Here is a 16316-nt window from a genome sequence, read left to right as displayed (position 1 = left end):
TAATTCATCATATGAAAAATATAACCTGCTGACAACTATAAATTAAATCCAAACCTATGTGTTTTGAAAGCCTTTTTCAAAAATATATCGGGCAGAGCGGCTGGAAATTATTGTGTGGTCAACGACGGAAGGAGACCACCCATGAGCTTTCAAAATCCCGTTTTCATCCCGGGCCCGACCAATATCCCTGAAAGCCTGCGCAAGGCTTGCGACATGCCCACGATCGACCACCGTTCGCCGCTGTTCGGGCAGATCCTGCATCCTGCGCGCGCGGGTGTACAGAAAATTCTGAAAAGCGACAGCGCCGAGGTTTTCATCTTTCCTTCGACCGGGACCGGCGGTTGGGAAACCGCGTTGACCAACACTCTATCTGCCGGTGACAAGGTATTGGCTGCCCGTAATGGCATGTTCAGCCACCGGTGGATCGACATGTGCCAGCGGCACGGTCTGAATGTCGAGATTGTCGAAACCCCTTGGGGCGAAGGGCTGCCAGCCAACCGATACGAGGAGATACTGACCGCCGACACAAACCACGAAATCAAGGTTGTTCTTGCCACGCATAACGAAACGGCGACTGGCGTTAAGTCGGATATTGCTGCCGTGCGCAAAGCACTGGATGCGGCCCAACACCCGGCGCTCCTGTTTGTTGACGGCGTTTCGTCGATCGCGTCCATGGATTTCCGTTTTGACGAATGGGGCGTGGACGTTGCCGTTACAGGTTCGCAAAAGGGGTTCATGCTGACCGCTGGTCTGGCCATCGTCGGTTTCAGCCAGAAGGCGATGGAGGCAACCAAGACAGGCACTCTGCCCCGTACGTTCTTTGATGTGCACGACATGGCGAAGGGCTATGCCAACAACGCCTATCCCTATACACCCGCAGTTGGCTTGATGAATGGCCTCAACCAGGCCTGTGATATGCTGCTGAACGAGGGGCTGGAAAACGTCTTTGCCCGGCATCATCGCATTGCCGAAGGTGTTCGCGCCGCTGTAGGTGCTTGGGGGCTGGAGCTTTGCGCAGCCAACCCGTCAGTGTATTCTGACACTGTAAGCGCGATCCGCACGCCCAACGGTTTCAACGCGACCGATATCGTTACCCATGCCGCCGACAAATACGGCGTTGCTTTCGGTGTCGGCCTTGGTGAAGTCGCTGGCAAAGTGTTCCGGATCGGACACCTTGGCAGCCTGACGGATGTTATGGCTCTGTCCGGGATCGCAACCGCTGAAATGTGCATGGCCGACCTGGGCCTGAACATCCAACTCGGATCGGGTGTAGCTGCGGCACAGGACTACTATCGCGGTCATCCAGCGGCAGTTCAGAAGGACGCTGCATGATGAAGGATTGTCATATGTACATCCCGACCTATGAGGACATGCTCGAAGCCCACAATCGGATCGAGCCCTTTATCCGCCGCACGCCTGTTCGAACCTCGGACTACCTGAACGAGTTGACCGGGGCGCAGCTGTTCTTCAAATGTGAGAACTTTCAGGAACCGGGCGCGTTCAAGGTGCGCGGTGCCACCAACGCGGTTTTCGGGCTTGATGACGAGCAGGCGCAGAAAGGCGTTGCGACGCATTCCTCGGGAAACCATGCCTCCTGTCTGTCCTACGCTGCTATGAAACGGGGCATCCCGTGTAACGTGGTCATGCCGCGTACAGCACCGCAGGCAAAGAAAGACACGGTTCGGCGTTATGGCGGTAAGATCACTGAATGTGAGCCCTCCACCTCGTCCCGCGAAGCGGCCTTTGCCGAGGTTCAGGCCGCCACGGGTGGGGACTTTGTCCATCCTTACAACGATCCCCGGGTAATCGCCGGGCAAGGCACCTGCTCGCGCGAGTTCATCGAACAGACCGATGGTCTGGATGCTGTTGTTGCCCCAATCGGTGGCGGTGGCATGGTGTCCGGCACCTGCCTGACTCTGTCCAATATGGCACCGGAAACCGCAATCATCGCTGCAGAACCTGAGCAGGCCGACGATGCCTATCGCAGTTTCAAGGCCGGCCACATCATCGCCGACGATGCTCCAAAGACGATCGCCGACGGGCTGCTGGTTCCGCTGAAGGACCTCACATGGCACTTCGTGTCGAACCATGTCTCCGAAATCTACACGGCCTCGGAACAGGAAATCATCGATGCGATGAAGCTGACGTGGAAACACCTGCGGATCGTGATGGAACCATCTTCGGCCGTTCCGCTGGCCACGATCCTGAAGAACCCGGGCGCTTTCAAAGGCAAGCGGGTCGGCCTGATCATCACCGGGGGCAATGTCGATCTGGATAAGCTGCCCTGGCTGAATGCCTGACCGCAACCCAACAAACATCAATCCCGACATAGGAAGACGGAAATGAAAGATATGACCAATCTCGACCAATTCGAAGTAGGCTATGACATTCCGGCCAAGCCCGGAATGGATGAAGCAGATATCCAGACCCCTAGTCTTGTTCTGGACCTCGACGCGCTTGAGCGAAACATCAAGAAGATGGGCGACTACGCCAAGGCGCATGGCATGCGTCACCGCGTGCATGGAAAGATGCACAAGTCGGTGGACGTGGCCAAGCTGCAGGAAAAACTCGGCGGTGCTGTCGGTGTCTGCTGTCAGAAAGTATCCGAGGCTGAAGTATTCGTTCGCGGCGGCATCAAGGACGTTCTGGTGTCGAACCAGGTACGTGACCCTGCCAAGATCGACCGTCTTGCCAGCCTGCCGAAGCTGGGCAGCCGCATCATCGTTTGTGTTGACGATCTGGACAACGTCGCGGATCTTTCGGGCGCCGCCGTCGATCACGGAACTCAACTGGAGGTCTTCATCGAAATCGACTGCGGTGCCGGACGATGTGGTGTGACAACGACTCCGGCGGTGATCGAGATCGCCAAGGCAGTAGAAGCCGCCGATAACCTGAAATTCACCGGCATTCAGGCCTATCAGGGCGCGATGCAGCACCTCGACAGCTACGAGGCGCGTAAGGAGAAGCTCGACACCGCGATTGCGATGGTGAAAGACGCCGTTGAGGGCCTCAAAGCCGAAGGCATCGAATGCGAGCTGGTCTCGGGTGGCGGCACCGGTTCCTACTACTTTGAATCCAACTCGGGCGTATACAACGAACTGCAGTGCGGGTCGTATGCGTTCATGGACGCCGATTATGGCCGCATTCTGGACAAGGACGGCAACAGGATCGATCAGGGCGAATGGGAAAACGCTTTCTTCATCCTGACCAGTGTCATGAGCCATGCCAAGGCGGACAAGGCTATCGTCGATGCGGGCCTCAAGGCGCAATCGGTCGACAGCGGCCTACCGGTTGTCTTTGGCCGCGACGATGTCGAGTACATTAAATGTTCGGACGAACATGGCGTCGTCATGGACCCCAGCGGGGTTCTCAAGGTCAACGACAAGCTCAAGCTGGTGCCGGGGCACTGCGACCCGACCGCAAACGTACACGATTGGTATGTTGGCGTTCGCAATGGCAAAGTCGAAACCGTCTGGCCGGTGTCCGCGCGCGGCCGCGCTTATTGAGCTGAGAGAAATCAAGGCAGGAAAATCTGGCTCGAATGTAGCCTGATAGTCGCCTGTGTGCCTTCCCTCCCTTCGGGAAGTGCACGCGGGCGCACGAATTCTGAGTGGAGAACAACATGCTGATCGTACCCGAACGCGAAATCGCTGACCTTATAACCCGACAAGCTGCCTTTGACGCCGTCGAACAGGTCTTTGCTGCCATGGCGTCGGGCGACGCCTACAACTTTCCTGTCGTGCGCGAAGCCATTGGCCATGAAGATGCGCTCTACGGTTTCAAAGGTGGGTTCGACCGCGCTGGCCTCACACTTGGCCTGAAGGCGGGTGGTTATTGGCCGAACAATCTGGATAAACGCGGGCTGATCAATCACCAGTCTACCGTGTTCCTTTTCGACCCCGACACCGGCAAGCCATCGGCAATGGTGGGCGGCAATCTTCTGACGGCCCTGCGTACGGCGGCGGCGTCTTCCGTGTCGATCAAACACCTCGCTCGTGCCGATGCCAAGGTCATCGGCATGATCGGCGCTGGTCATCAGGCGGCCTTTCAACTGCGCGCGGCTTTGGAGCAGCGGGAATTTGAGAAGGTTATCGGCTGGAATTACCACCCCGAGATGCTGCCGAACATCGAGAAAGTCGCCAACGAAGCCGGTATTCCATTTGAAGCGGTCGAACTAGATGGCTTGACAGAGGCGGATGTCATCATCTCGATCACCTCGGCATTTGCGCCATCGCTGATGGCGAACCATGTCAGCCCCGGAACGCATGTCGCCTGCATGGGGACAGACACCAAAGGCAAGCAAGAGGTGGAAGCCGCTCTGCTGGTCAAGGCAAAGGTCTTTACGGACGAAGTCGCACAATCCATCACTATCGGCGAAGCACAGCATGCCGTCGCACAGGGCCTGATCAAAGAAAGTGATGTGGCACAGCTTGGCGCGGTCATCAACGGTGCAAACCCGGGCCGAATATCGGACGATCAGATCACGCTGTTCGATGGCACCGGAGTTGGCCTTCAGGATCTTGCGGTGGCAGCATCCGTGGTCGACCTTGCCGTTCAGAAAGGCGTCGCTATCGAGGTCGATTTCTGATGACAAATGGTGGCAACGTTCCTCGACGACTTGTCAGCCAACGTCTTCCCAACGTGCCTCTCAAGGCGACCGATGAAAGCGATATCGACCAGTCAACGCTGGAAGGTTGCACCTATCGTTCGACTTCCTGTCTGATGAACATCTGAAGTTGCAAACCGCCCTGTCGCTTCCAACCTTCATGGCAGGTGCAATGACATTGCTCGAGCGTTTTGCAATGGCCCTTCGCGATGGGCAAGTTACGCATGTGTTCAGACCCGTAACGAACCCCGTGATTTCGAATACGAAAGCGAAATGCATACGAGTGCCGCTCTCGATTCTGAGCTGCGCGAAGGGCTCTTGCCGGGAAATAGTCTGACCGGTCGCGCAAACGTTCTGATCTATGCCAACACGGATGCGGCTGGCGCTGCCCGCAACCTTTTGAAAAGCACAGCCAGAGGGTCTTGAAGTTGGCCCGATCCTGATGGGCATGGGCAATCGCGCCTATATTGTTACCCCGGGGCGTGACGCCACGCGGATTGCACAACATCGCAACACTGGCTGGATCGGGCGTGTCGACTTGCGGTTAAGGATATCGCCTGGCTTTCTCGAATGAGAACCCCAAAAAAAGCGGCGCGCACCGGCACGCCGCTTTTCATTTTTCTCTGGAATTCAGCGCTTTGCTCCAAATCTATCAGACGTGATCGTCATGTCCAATGGAGCCAAGACCGTGACCCGCCATACCGCCAGAAACTTCTTCTGTCGCTTCGTCAGAAAGTTCTTCGGGAAGAACCAGGTTCAGGATAATAGCGATGAGTGCGGCGGGAAGGATACCCGATGTGGCCAGAACCTTCAGAGTGCCTGGAAGATACTGCAGCGCCCCAGGCTCCAGCTGCAATCCCAAACCAAGGCTCAGGGAAATTGCAAAGATTACCATATTGCGACGGTTCCAGTTCACATCCGACAGCATCGAGACACCCGCTGCAACCACCATCCCGAACATCACGATGACACCCCCGCCAAGAACCTCGATCGGGATCGATGAGATAATCGCACCAATTTTCGGAACAAGGCCACACACGATCAGGAAAAGCGCGCCGATGGTCACGACCATTCGGCTCATGACCCCGGTCATGGCAATCAAACCAACGTTCTGACTGAACGATGTGTTCGGCAATGCCCCAAAAAGACCCGAGATCGCGGTCCCGATGCCATCGGCATAGGTTGCCCCCTGAATTTCCTTGTCGGTTGCTTCACGCCCCGCACCCCCTTTGGTGATACCGGATACGTCCCCAACGGTTTCAACCGCCGATACAAAGGACATCGCACAGAACCCAATGATAGCTGCGACAGAGAACTCAATGCCGAAATGCAACGGGTTCGGAAGTGCGAACGAGGCTGCTCGACCAACATTGCCCAAGTTTACCTGACCAAGAGCAAAAGCCACAGCGTAACCGACAAGAAGGCCGATCAGAACAGCCGACACCGACAGCATGCCCCGCGCAAAGAATTTCAGCCCAAGTGTCACAATGATCACGATTCCGGCCATGAACCAGTTCAGGCCAGAGCCATATTCCTCGGTACCTATGGCAGGTACACCACCGGCAGCATATTGAACGCCGACCTTAACCAGCGCCAAACCGATCATGGTTACCACAAGACCAGTAACCAAAGGCGGAAGCGCAAAGCGAATACGTCCAATGAACAACCCGAGGAATGCGTGGAACAATCCACCAACGACGATACCGCCCATCAGAACTGCAATTGCGTCGACGCCCTTTCCAACCACCAGCGGGATCATGATCGGGATGAAAGCAAACGAAGTCCCCTGCACGATGGGCAGCCGGGCACCCACAGGGCCCATACCAATGGACTGAAACAATGTGGCGACGCCCGCAAAGAACATCGACATCTGGATCATGTAGATCATCTGCGGAAAATCGGGGCTGTTTGAGCCGAACCCAAACCCGGCCGCGCCACAAACGATAATGGCTGGCGTGACGTTGGACACGAACATCGCCAGCACATGCTGAATTCCCAGTGGCACCGCCTTTACCAGTGGCGGCGTGTAATTCGGATCGCGGAGCTGTTCCGGCGTTCCGATGGATGCATCTGACATTTAGTCTTTCCTCCCTCGAGGTTCGCAAGCCGGCTCCTCTTCCGGCCACTTACCTCATTCCGTGATTGCGAAAGCCTCCTTGAACCAATGCTCTTCAAGGTTGGGCCCGGCACCAATTCGGTCGACCACCGCAAAAAGTCCGGGCGCATGAAGTGGGGTCAGCACGCCATGCCAGGTGTTGCGGTGATAATTCACGCCCTGCCCGGGCATTGTTTTGAATGCGATGGGCTGTCCCGGCGTGCCGTTTTCATCCGGGGCCACAACCACAACAAAGGGTTTGTCCGACAGCGGCAGAAACGCCTGGCTGCCATCCGGGTGGCGTTCAACCATCTCCAACCTGATCGGCAGGCTGAAGGCTTCTGACTGAAACACGCTGATCCCCGCGCGCCCGTCATGGAAGTCCAGCACAGCGCGGTCATGATACCGCGCGCACTTACCCTGATTGATGAGCTTGTCCACTTGGCCGGCCACTTCAATGACATCACCGAATGGCGCAAAGGCCTCTGACGTCAGAGGCCGGAGTTTCAGGTCAGCCGTCATCCCGCGAACTTCTCAATCAGCCGCAGTTCGGCAATTCGCTCGACCTGACGACAGGCTTCGGCAAATTCGATGTCGCGGTCGCAGCCGATGCGGTTTTGAAAGGCTTCCAGAATACTGGCTTTGGTGTTGTCCTTAACTGCAATGATGAAGGGAAAGCCGAATTTGGATGTGTAAGCTTCGTTCAACGCTGTGAAGTTTGCACGCTCTTCATCGGTCAGCATATCCAGACCCGCGCCCGCTTGTTCAGCAGTGCTTTCTTTTGTCAGGCGACCAGCAGCGGCCAGCTTGCCCGCCAAATCCGGGTGGGCCGTCAGAACACCAAGGCGCTGCTCGGCCGTGGCAGAACGGAACACCCGCGCCAGCGCGTTATGAACACCGGCCGCATTATCATGTGTTGGTCCCAGTTCCAGATCATAAGCACCTTCGGCAATCCACGGGCTGTGTTCAAACACACCGCCGAATTCAGCGACAAAGGCTGACTGATCCATTTCCGAGGGCGTCAGGCGTCGCTCCGGTGGGTGCTCTTTTGCCCAGTGATCAGCAATCTGTTCCCGTGTGGCAAACCAGACGCCGTCTTGTTTCTTGAAGTAGTCAAGCGCACGTTTCAACGCTATGGCGCGACCCGGGCGGCCTATCAACCGGCAATGCAACCCAATCGAAAGCATTTTTGGCGCGCCAGCCTCACCCTCGGCATAGAGCATGTCAAAGCTGTCCTTCAGATAGCTTTCGAACTGCTCCCCATTGGTGTACCCAGCCTGGATCGCAAAGCGCATATCGTTGCAATCCAGTGTGTAGGGCATGATCAACTGATCCTTGCCACCAGCCTTGGTCCAATAAGGCAAATCGTCGGCATAGCTGTCGGCGATATAGGCGAAGTCGCCTTCGCCAGCGGCCAGATCGACCGTATTCATCGAACAGCGACCCGTGTACCAACCGCGCGGGGGCTGACCTGTGACCTCAGTGTGCAGCCGGATTGCCTCACGAATCTGGGCGCGCTCTTCTTCTGCGTCCATGTCCTTGTGTTCAATCCATTTCAAACCGTGGCTGGCGATCTCCCATCCGGCATGCTTCATCGCCGCAACCTGTGCAGGCGCACGGGCCAAAGCGGTTGCAACGCCATAAACGGTGACAGGCAGATCTTGTAGAAGGTGATGCACACGCCAGAATCCCGCGCGGCTGCCATATTCGTAGATCGACTCCATGTTCCAGTGCCGTTGACCGGGCCACGGGGCCGCGCCGGTGATCTCGGACAGAAACGCCTCGGATGCCGCATCACCGTGCAGAACGTTGTTTTCACCGCCTTCTTCGTAGTTCAGTACTATCTGAACCGCGATCCTGGCATCATTGGGCCAATTGGCTTTCGGCACTTGCGCACCATAGCCGGTCATATCTCGTGGATAAGGCTTCACATCAGTTTCCTTCTACTTGAATTGATCAATACCTCAGATAATCAAAGATGTTTTTCAAAAAATGCGAAAAGCTGCTTCCGACAGACTGCCTTTGCCCCTTGGGAAGAAAACAGATTAGTAACTGTATAACCTGAGGAGTAACGCAAATGACCGGTTACCTTACAACACATGTCCTGGATACGGCACGGGGGCGCCCCGCCCAAGGATTGAAAGTGGAACTATTTCGGATCGAAGGCCCAGATCGCACATTGCTGAAAACTCTGGTCACCAATGACGATGGCAGAACCGACGAACAGATACTGCCCGAGGCCGAGTTTTCAACGGGCGAATACGAGCTGATCTTCTACGCCGGGGAATACCTCGATGCTTCTGGCACCCCGCCCGAGGACCCACGTTTTCTGAACGTGATCCCGATCCGTTTTGGCATGTCTGAGCATTCGCATTACCATGTTCCACTCCTTCTTTCGCCATTCGGTTATTCAACCTATCGCGGGAGCTGAACGACCTACTGAAACGTATTTGCCGCCGCAATCGACGATCCAATGCGCTCTATTATGAACTCCATGAAAAGACGCGTTTTCGGGTCCTGCATACGGCGGTGTGTAAACAGACATGCCATCTGAATCGGTTCCGGCGGCGTTCTTTCTGCCACCGGCACCAGATTTCCGGCTTTAAGGTGCTGAGCCACCTCAAATATTGGTTTCAACGCAATGCCATGACCGGCAAGTGCCCAGTCCGTCAAGACGTCGCCGTCATCTGACTCGTAGCGTCCGGACACACGGAACCGTTTGGGCCCCGTATCGGTTCTTAAAAGCCATTGAAATTCCATCGCACCTGGAAAGCGCAAATTGAGGCACTCATGCTCATCTGAGATAATGTCGTCGCCACTTTCAGGCATCCCACGTTTCTTGATGTACTTCGGAGAAGCACAGAGAACTCTTTCAACGTCAGCGATCTTACGAATACGCAGATTGCTGTCTTCAGGCTGACCAAGAAAAAAGGCCAGATCCAGACCTTCGGTCGTCAGATCCACATTTCGGTCAGTCAACCGCAACCTGACACTCACCTCAGGGTACTCAGCGAGGAAATTGGGCACCTGCGGTGCTATCAAACGCCGGCCGACGCCCAATGGCGCGGCGACGTAGAGTGACCCTTTCAGGTTCTCTGTTATGTTGACAATCTGAGCTTCGGCGCTTTCTACCGCTTCAAGGATTTCTGCCGCTCCCCGATAGAAAGATTTCCCTTGCTCAGTGGGCGTCAGGCTGCGTGTCGTGCGCTGGAACAATCGCACGCCAAGGTGCTCTTCCAATTGTGCAATTCGCGCCGACGTCACAGCAGGTGAAACCCGCAGATCACGACCAGCGGCAGACATACTGCCCAGCTCGTAAACCCGGACAAAGGTTCTGATGTTATCAAGATAGGACATTATTTTGTGTTTTTTGATACTGCTTGGTCTTTACCAGCAATACCAGAACAAAACAGTCTCGCATAGAGTACCCTGAACTAAAGAAGCTTAGGAGCAATGCCATGTATGACCTGGCCGTTATGTGGGAGTGGATCGCCTTTTCCGTCCGCTGGCTGCATGTGATCACTGCGATGGCGTGGATTGGGGCATCATTCTACTTTATCGCGCTTGACCTCATGCTTAAGCCGAACCCTGCCCTGCCGGATGGAGCCTACGGCGAAGAATGGGAGGTACATGGTGGCGGGTTCTATCACACCGTCAAATATCTGGTGGCGCCTGCACGCATGCCCGAGCACCTGACCTGGCACAAATGGCAGAGCTATACGACATGGCTGTCGGGTGCGGCGTTGCTCATGATCATTTACTGGGTTGGCGGCGAATTGTTTCTGCTTGATCCTACAAAGGTGGATTTGGCGCTGTGGCAGGGAATATTGATCTCTGGCGGATCGCTGACAATTGGCTGGCTGCTTTACGATCAGATGTGCAAATCAAAACTGAGCGATCATCCGACCGTTCTGATGCTGCTGCTGTTTGTGATCCTTGTGATCATGTCCTGGGGCTATAACCAGATCTTCACCGGTCGGGCCGCGCTATTGCATCTTGGTGCCTTCACCGCGACGATCATGACGGCCAACGTGTTCTTCCAGATCATGCCAAACCAGCGGATCGTGGTCGAAGACCTAAAGGCCGGCCGCACGCCTGATGCCAAGTATGGTAAAATCGCCAAGGTACGTTCCACGCACAACAACTATCTGACATTGCCGGTCGTGTTCCTGATGCTGTCGAACCACTATCCGCTGGCTTTCGGCACCGAATATTCGTGGGTCATCGCCAGCCTGATCTTCCTGACCGGCGTCACTATCCGTCACTACTTCAACACGATGCACGCCACCGGAAAAGGCCCGCACTGGACCTGGGCTGTAACAGTGCTGCTTATGATCGTGATCGCGTGGCTTTCTTCGGTAAGATCCGGCGAAACCTGGGAAGAAGCCGAAGCGCGCGAGCTGACGCCTTATGAGCAGAAATATGCGTCAGCTGCCGGATTCGAGGAAGCCTATGACACAGTGCTGGGCAATTGTTCCATGTGCCATGCCCGCGAGCCAGTGTATGGCACCATGAAATGGGCCCCCAAGAAAGTTTACCTTGAAACACCCGGTGATGTTGCCCGGCAGGCTGACCAGATCTATCTGCAGGCCGGGATCAGCCACGCGATGCCGCCGCCATCTGCGGTTCAGATGGATAGCGAAGCACGCCAAACAATAATCGCGTGGGTGCGGGAAGTCCGGGATCAGTAGATAGCTATCTATGAAACAAGGGCGGTTAAACTTGGTAGATCCGCCCAGTTTCACCAAACTCTGAGTGCTATTCAAAAAATCGTTTACTGTGTTGCGCAATATGTTCGACGAACAGGCGCACCTTTGGGTCCTGAAGTTTTTTGTGCGGATAGAGACATCCGAAAATTGTTGGTAACGGGGGCGTGTTAGGCAAGACTTCGACCAGGCGACCATCTTCAAGAAACTCGCGCACATCGAAACGCGGCTTGTTAACGATCCCCCTACCCGCCAAGGCCCAGTCGGTCAGTACGTCACCGTCATCCGCATCATACTTGCCCCGAACTTCAAGCTTTCGCGGGCCCATGTCTGTACGGAGCGTCCAGAAGTATTCCGGTGATCTGGGGTAGCGCAGTAACAGGCAGTTATGGGGCGTATGCAACAAGTCATCAGGTGTCTTGGGCACTCCAAATTGCGATAAGTACTCTGGCGAAGCGCATAGAACGCGATCACAGTCCGCGAACTTCCGCAGCTTCATCGTGGAGTCATCCAGATCCCCAATGAAAAAAGCTATGTCCAAACCGTCGGCCAGAATGTCTACCTTGCGGTCAGACAATCGCATACGAACCTCCGTCTCCGGGTAGCGATCCGAGAAATCCGGAACCAAAGGTGCGACGATTCTGCGCCCAACACCCAGCGGAGCGGTGATGCGTATCGCGCCTCGGGGGGCATCTGAAAAGCTAGCGACACGCGCCTCGGCATGATCGAGTGCCTGCAGAACAGCCTTGGCTTCATCGTAAAAAACCGTCCCCACTTCGGTCGGCGTCATCGATCGGGTTGTTCTGTTAAACAGTCGCACGCCCAAGTGGTTTTCCAGCTCTTTCAAACGTTTGCTGGCCACGGCCGGCGTCAATCGCAAGTCACGCCCGCCGGACGTGATGCTGCCCAGTTCCATCACCCTGACAAAGACCCGCAAACTTTCGATGTAAGACATTCGGTCCTCCCAACAGGGCAAGCCTGCGCCAAACTTACGTTTTTTTCAACGTTCTGTTGAAAGTATTTGCCGTTTGCGACGATTTTCCGACTCAATCTTTGCTTTTATGGTTTCAATAACCACCCACCGGACGGCAGGTGTAGAGGGAGAATACCATGACGCATCGCACCGACATCCAATTTGTCCTCAATGGCAAGGATGTGTCCGTTCCAAACGTATCCGCGAACCAGACGCTTCTGGATTTCCTGCGGTTGGAACGTCGGCTGACAGGCACTAAAGAAGGCTGCGCCGAGGGGGACTGCGGCGCGTGCACCGTACTTGTCGGACGTCTTGGCGACACTGGTCTGACCTACGTTCCGGTGAATGCCTGTATCCGGTTTCTGGCCTCTGTCGATGGCTGTCATGTCGTAACAGTTGAACATCTGTCCGGCCCGGACGGTCGTCTGCATCCGGTTCAGCAGGCCATGATCGATCATCACGGCAGCCAGTGCGGATTCTGCACGCCGGGCTTCGTCATGGCACTTTATGCGCTGTGGATGAAAACGCCTGAGCCATCTGAGACGCAGGTCGAAACTGCACTGCAGGGCAACCTGTGTCGTTGCACAGGATATGAGCCGATCATTCGTGCCGCAGTCGCTGTCAGCCGCTACGGCACGCCGGCGTCTGATCATCTGAATACCGAACGAGAGGCTATGACCACACGTCTGGCAGCGTTAAAGGATGGGCGTCGCGTTGTGTCCGGGCCTGAAGACAATCTGGGCATTATCCCGTCCAGTGTGGATGACCTTGCCGAATGTCTGCAGACCTACCCCAAAGCGACAATCGTTGCCGGTGCGACAGATGTGGGCCTTTGGGTCACCAAATTCCTGCGCAACATCGGGCCTGCCATCTTCACCGGTCATCTCGAAGACCTGAAAACCGTCGAAAGACAGGGTTCACTCCTCCTGATCGGTGCTGGCGCCAGCTACACCGATTGCCAGGAACTCCTGTCCAAGCACTTGCCACACCTGTCCTCCTACTGGGATCGCATCGCAGGGTGGCAGGTGCGGAATATGGGGACTGTCGGCGGGAATATCGCCAACGGCTCCCCAATTGGGGACACGCCGCCGGTTCTCATCGCGCTTGGTGCCGAGATCACCCTGCGGCGCGGTTCTGACTCTCGTACGCTGCCTCTGGCTGATTTTTTCATCGACTATGGCAAGCAGGACCGCCAACCTGATGAGTTTGTCGCAAGCATCCAAGTGCCCCTGCCCGGGCCCAACGATCTGGACGCGGCTTATAAGATTTCCAAACGTCGTGACGAAGACATCTCGTCCGTGGCTGCCGGCATCCATATGACGATCACAGATGGCACAATCAGTAATGTGCGCATTGCATTCGGTGGTATGGCCGCTACGCCCAAGCGTGCTGCGGCTGCCGAGGCGGCGCTGAATGGTCAACTCTGGTCGCGCAAGAGCTTTGAAGCCGCTGCAGTGGCACTGGCGCAGGACTTCGCGCCTCTCACCGATTGGCGTGCATCCTCTGATTATCGAATGCTGTGCGCTCAAAACCTGCTGCGTCGGTTTTTCCTTGAAAACGACACCCAAACCGACACCCCCGTCCAACTGGCTTGCGCGTAATCAGGAGACGAAAGAATGAAAGATAACGTTTCCATCATTGGATCGGCCCACACCAACGTAAAGCATGACAGTGCTATCAAGCATGTCACCGGGCGGGCTGACTACACTGACGACATCGCCCAGCCCGAAGGAACGCTGCACGCTTATCTCGGCGTCTCTGACGTGACACACGCCAAGTTATTGGGCATCGATTTCACCGACGTTCTGGCCACACCCGGTGTCGTCGGCATCCTTACCGCGGACGACGTGCCTGGGGCCAATGACATCAGCCCGACGCATTTGAATGACGAACCGGTTTTCCCGACCGACGCCATTCAGTTCCATGGCCAGCCGTTGTTTGCGGTGATTGCCGAAACCCGCGACATTGCTCGCCGGGCCGCCGAACTGGCAAAGATCGACTATGAAACCCTGCCCCATGCGCTGGACCCGATTGCTGCGCAGGAGGCAGGATACCCGCATGTCACAGCGCCGCTCAAGCTGGAGCGCGGCGATGTCGCACCGGCACAGGCCACGGCCCCCAACCGGGTCAAAGGCCGGATGAGTGTTGGCGGTCAGGATCACATGTACCTCGAAGGTCACATCGCCTTTGCCATTCCGGGCGAAGACGATGATGTGATCGTGCATTGCTCGACCCAGCACCCGTCTGAGGCGCAGCATATGGTGGCGCATGTTCTTGGGGTGCCGTCCAACGCCGTTGTGGTCAATGTACGACGTATGGGTGGTGGATTTGGCGGCAAGGAAAGCCAGATGAACCTGTTCTGCGCTGTTGCTGCCATGGCGGCCAAAAAGTGGAACCGCGCCGTGAAAATCCGCCCTGACCGGGATCAGGACATGACGGCAACGGGTAAACGCCATGACTTCGTGATCGACTATGACGTTGCCTTTGATGACGACGGCCGCATTCAGGCTGTCGAAGGCAGCTTTGCCGCCCGCTGCGGATTTTCGGCGGACCTGTCCGGACCTGTAACGGACCGAGCACTTTTCCACGCGGACAACGCATACTTCTATCCAAATGTGCGCCTGAACAGCCATCCGATGAAAACCAACACGGTGTCGAATACCGCGTTCCGTGGGTTTGGCGGGCCGCAGGGCGTGATCGCGGCAGAGCGAATGATCGAAGAGATTGCCTATGCCACGGGCCAAGACCCGCTGGACGTGCGCAAGGTGAATTTCTATGGCACAGAAGACCGCAACATTACCCCGTACCACCAAGAGGTCGAAGACAGCATTCTCGACCGGTTGGTCGGAGAGCTGGAAGAGACCTCGGAATACCGCCAGCGCCGACAGGACATCATCGAATTCAACAAGACTTCACCGATCCTGAAAAAAGGCATCGCCCTTACGCCCGTCAAGTTCGGTATTTCCTTTACCGCGACCTGGTATAATCAGGCTGGCGCGCTGGTGCATGTCTACAATGACGGGTCGATCCACCTGAACCACGGCGGCACCGAAATGGGGCAAGGCCTCAACACCAAGGTTGCGCAGGTTGTGGCCGAGGCGTTTCAGGTCGATTTCAGCCGGATCAAGATTACTAAGACAACCACCGAGAAAGTTCCCAACACCTCAGCAACTGCTGCATCCAGCGGGACCGATTTGAACGGAATGGCTGCGTTGAACGCAGTCGAACAGATCAAAGAACGCCTGGTGAAATTCGCAGCCGAGAATTGGAATGTGGCCCCTGAGGAAGTGGCCTTCCATGCCAATCAAGTTTACATCGGCGAGGAAGTTCTGGCGTTCGATGCTTTCATCAAACAAGCCTACCTCGCTCGGGTACAACTCTCGGCTGCCGGGTTCTACAAAACCCCGAAAATCCACTGGGACCGAGCCAAGGGTCAAGGTCGACCGTTCTACTACTACTCCTATGGCGCATCGTGCTCAGAAGTGACGATTGACACCTTGACGGGTGAATATCGGGTGGAGCGTACAGATCTTTTGCACGACGTTGGCCGCTCGCTGAACCCGGTGCTCGACAAGGGCCAGGTCGAAGGCGCGTTTATTCAGGGTATGGGGTGGCTGACTACCGAAGAGCTTTGGTGGGATGACGCTGGCCGCCTGCGTACCCATGCCCCGTCGACATACAAGATCCCGCTCGCATCGGATCGTCCACGCATCTTCAATGTGAACCTTGCTGATTGGTCGGAAAACCGCGAGTTGACCATCAAACGCTCCAAGGCTGTTGGTGAGCCACCTTTCATGTTGGGCATTTCGGTGTTCGAGGCCCTGTCAATGGCCGTGGCTTCCGTCGCCGATTACCGGGAATGCCCGCGCCTTGACGCTCCGGCCACCCCCGAACGTGTGTTGATGGCCGTTACACGTTTGCAGGAGGGCCCCTGAG

The 16316-nt window shown here is 56.1% G+C and carries 14 protein-coding genes and 1 pseudogene; 10 read left to right on the top strand and 5 right to left on the bottom strand.

All coding sequences use genetic code 11. The features are described 5' to 3' along the window. Positions 1-141: 141 nt before the first annotated feature. From bhcA to ACR0K5_RS22515, 6 genes and pseudogenes are all read left to right on the top strand, one after another. A complete protein-coding gene (gene bhcA, locus ACR0K5_RS22540) occupies positions 142-1332 on the top strand; it encodes an L-aspartate--glyoxylate aminotransferase BhcA (protein ID WP_480631785.1) in 1191 nt (396 codons plus the stop codon). After that, complete coding sequence (gene bhcB / locus ACR0K5_RS22535; RefSeq protein ID WP_480631803.1) at positions 1332-2300, top strand: beta-hydroxyaspartate dehydratase BhcB; 969 nt, start codon at positions 1332-1334, stop codon at positions 2298-2300. The genes bhcA and bhcB overlap by 1 nt, the downstream gene beginning before the upstream one ends. A gap of 42 nt (positions 2301-2342) precedes the next feature. Beyond that, entirely contained in the window at positions 2343-3506 is a 1164-nt protein-coding gene (bhcC, locus tag ACR0K5_RS22530) for a 3-hydroxy-D-aspartate aldolase BhcC (protein ID WP_480631784.1), read from the top strand. Between the two features lie 116 nt (positions 3507-3622). After that, positions 3623-4588 (top strand): iminosuccinate reductase BhcD, encoded by a 966-nt coding sequence (gene bhcD / locus ACR0K5_RS22525; protein WP_480631783.1) that lies wholly within the window; start codon positions 3623-3625, stop codon positions 4586-4588. After that, on the top strand, positions 4588-4734 hold the full coding sequence (locus tag ACR0K5_RS22520) for a hypothetical protein (protein ID WP_480631782.1): 147 nt from the start codon (positions 4588-4590) through the stop codon (positions 4732-4734). The genes bhcD and ACR0K5_RS22520 overlap by 1 nt, the downstream gene beginning before the upstream one ends. Positions 4735-4858: 124 nt before the next feature. Beyond that, positions 4859-5154: pseudogene (locus tag ACR0K5_RS22515) on the top strand (phosphate acyltransferase); the annotation flags it as partial. A gap of 104 nt (positions 5155-5258) precedes the next feature. Here the strand turns inward: ACR0K5_RS22515 and ACR0K5_RS22510 are convergent. From ACR0K5_RS22510 to puuE, 3 genes are read right to left on the bottom strand one after another with little or no spacing between them, the layout of a single operon-like run. After that, the gene (locus tag ACR0K5_RS22510; protein ID WP_480631781.1) at positions 5259-6683 is read right to left on the bottom strand and encodes a uracil-xanthine permease family protein; all 1425 of its coding nucleotides are present in this window, start codon (positions 6681-6683) and stop codon (positions 5259-5261) included. 54 nt (positions 6684-6737) lie between these two features. After that, on the bottom strand, positions 6738-7223 hold the full coding sequence (locus ACR0K5_RS22505) for an ureidoglycolate lyase (RefSeq protein ID WP_480631780.1): 486 nt from the start codon (positions 7221-7223) through the stop codon (positions 6738-6740). Further along, positions 7220-8632, bottom strand: coding sequence for an allantoinase PuuE (puuE, locus tag ACR0K5_RS22500; protein ID WP_480631779.1), 1413 nt, complete (start codon positions 8630-8632; stop codon positions 7220-7222). Before puuE ends, ACR0K5_RS22505 begins: the two co-directional genes overlap by 4 nt. A gap of 146 nt (positions 8633-8778) precedes the next feature. On the opposite strand from puuE, the gene uraH reads away from it, so the two are divergent. After that, entirely contained in the window at positions 8779-9132 is a 354-nt protein-coding gene (uraH, locus tag ACR0K5_RS22495) for a hydroxyisourate hydrolase (RefSeq protein ID WP_480631778.1), read from the top strand. 5 nt (positions 9133-9137) lie between these two features. Here the strand turns inward: uraH and ACR0K5_RS22490 are convergent, their stop codons facing one another. Then, positions 9138-10058 (bottom strand): LysR family transcriptional regulator, encoded by a 921-nt coding sequence (locus tag ACR0K5_RS22490; protein WP_480631777.1) that lies wholly within the window; start codon positions 10056-10058, stop codon positions 9138-9140. 101 nt (positions 10059-10159) lie between these two features. Between ACR0K5_RS22490 and ACR0K5_RS22485 the strand changes: the two genes are divergently transcribed. Beyond that, a complete protein-coding gene (locus ACR0K5_RS22485) occupies positions 10160-11392 on the top strand; it encodes a urate hydroxylase PuuD (RefSeq protein WP_480631776.1) in 1233 nt (410 codons plus the stop codon). Between the two features lie 67 nt (positions 11393-11459). On the opposite strand, the gene ACR0K5_RS22480 is transcribed toward ACR0K5_RS22485, so the two are convergent. Further along, on the bottom strand, positions 11460-12362 hold the full coding sequence (locus ACR0K5_RS22480; RefSeq protein ID WP_480631775.1) for a LysR family transcriptional regulator: 903 nt from the start codon (positions 12360-12362) through the stop codon (positions 11460-11462). A gap of 155 nt (positions 12363-12517) precedes the next feature. On the opposite strand from ACR0K5_RS22480, the gene xdhA reads away from it, so the two are divergent. Both xdhA and xdhB read left to right on the top strand, forming a co-directional pair. Continuing rightward, a complete protein-coding gene (xdhA, locus tag ACR0K5_RS22475; protein ID WP_480631774.1) occupies positions 12518-13981 on the top strand; it encodes a xanthine dehydrogenase small subunit in 1464 nt (487 codons plus the stop codon). 15 nt (positions 13982-13996) lie between these two features. After that, positions 13997-16315, top strand: a complete 2319-nt coding sequence (gene xdhB / locus ACR0K5_RS22470; protein WP_480631773.1) for a xanthine dehydrogenase molybdopterin binding subunit — start codon at positions 13997-13999, stop codon at positions 16313-16315. Position 16316: the final 1 nt, after the last annotated feature.

It is taken from the genome of Ruegeria sp. AB9, from assembly GCF_056542585.1.
Note: the sequence above shows the minus strand (reverse complement) of the source record. Positions and strands in the feature narration are given on the sequence as shown.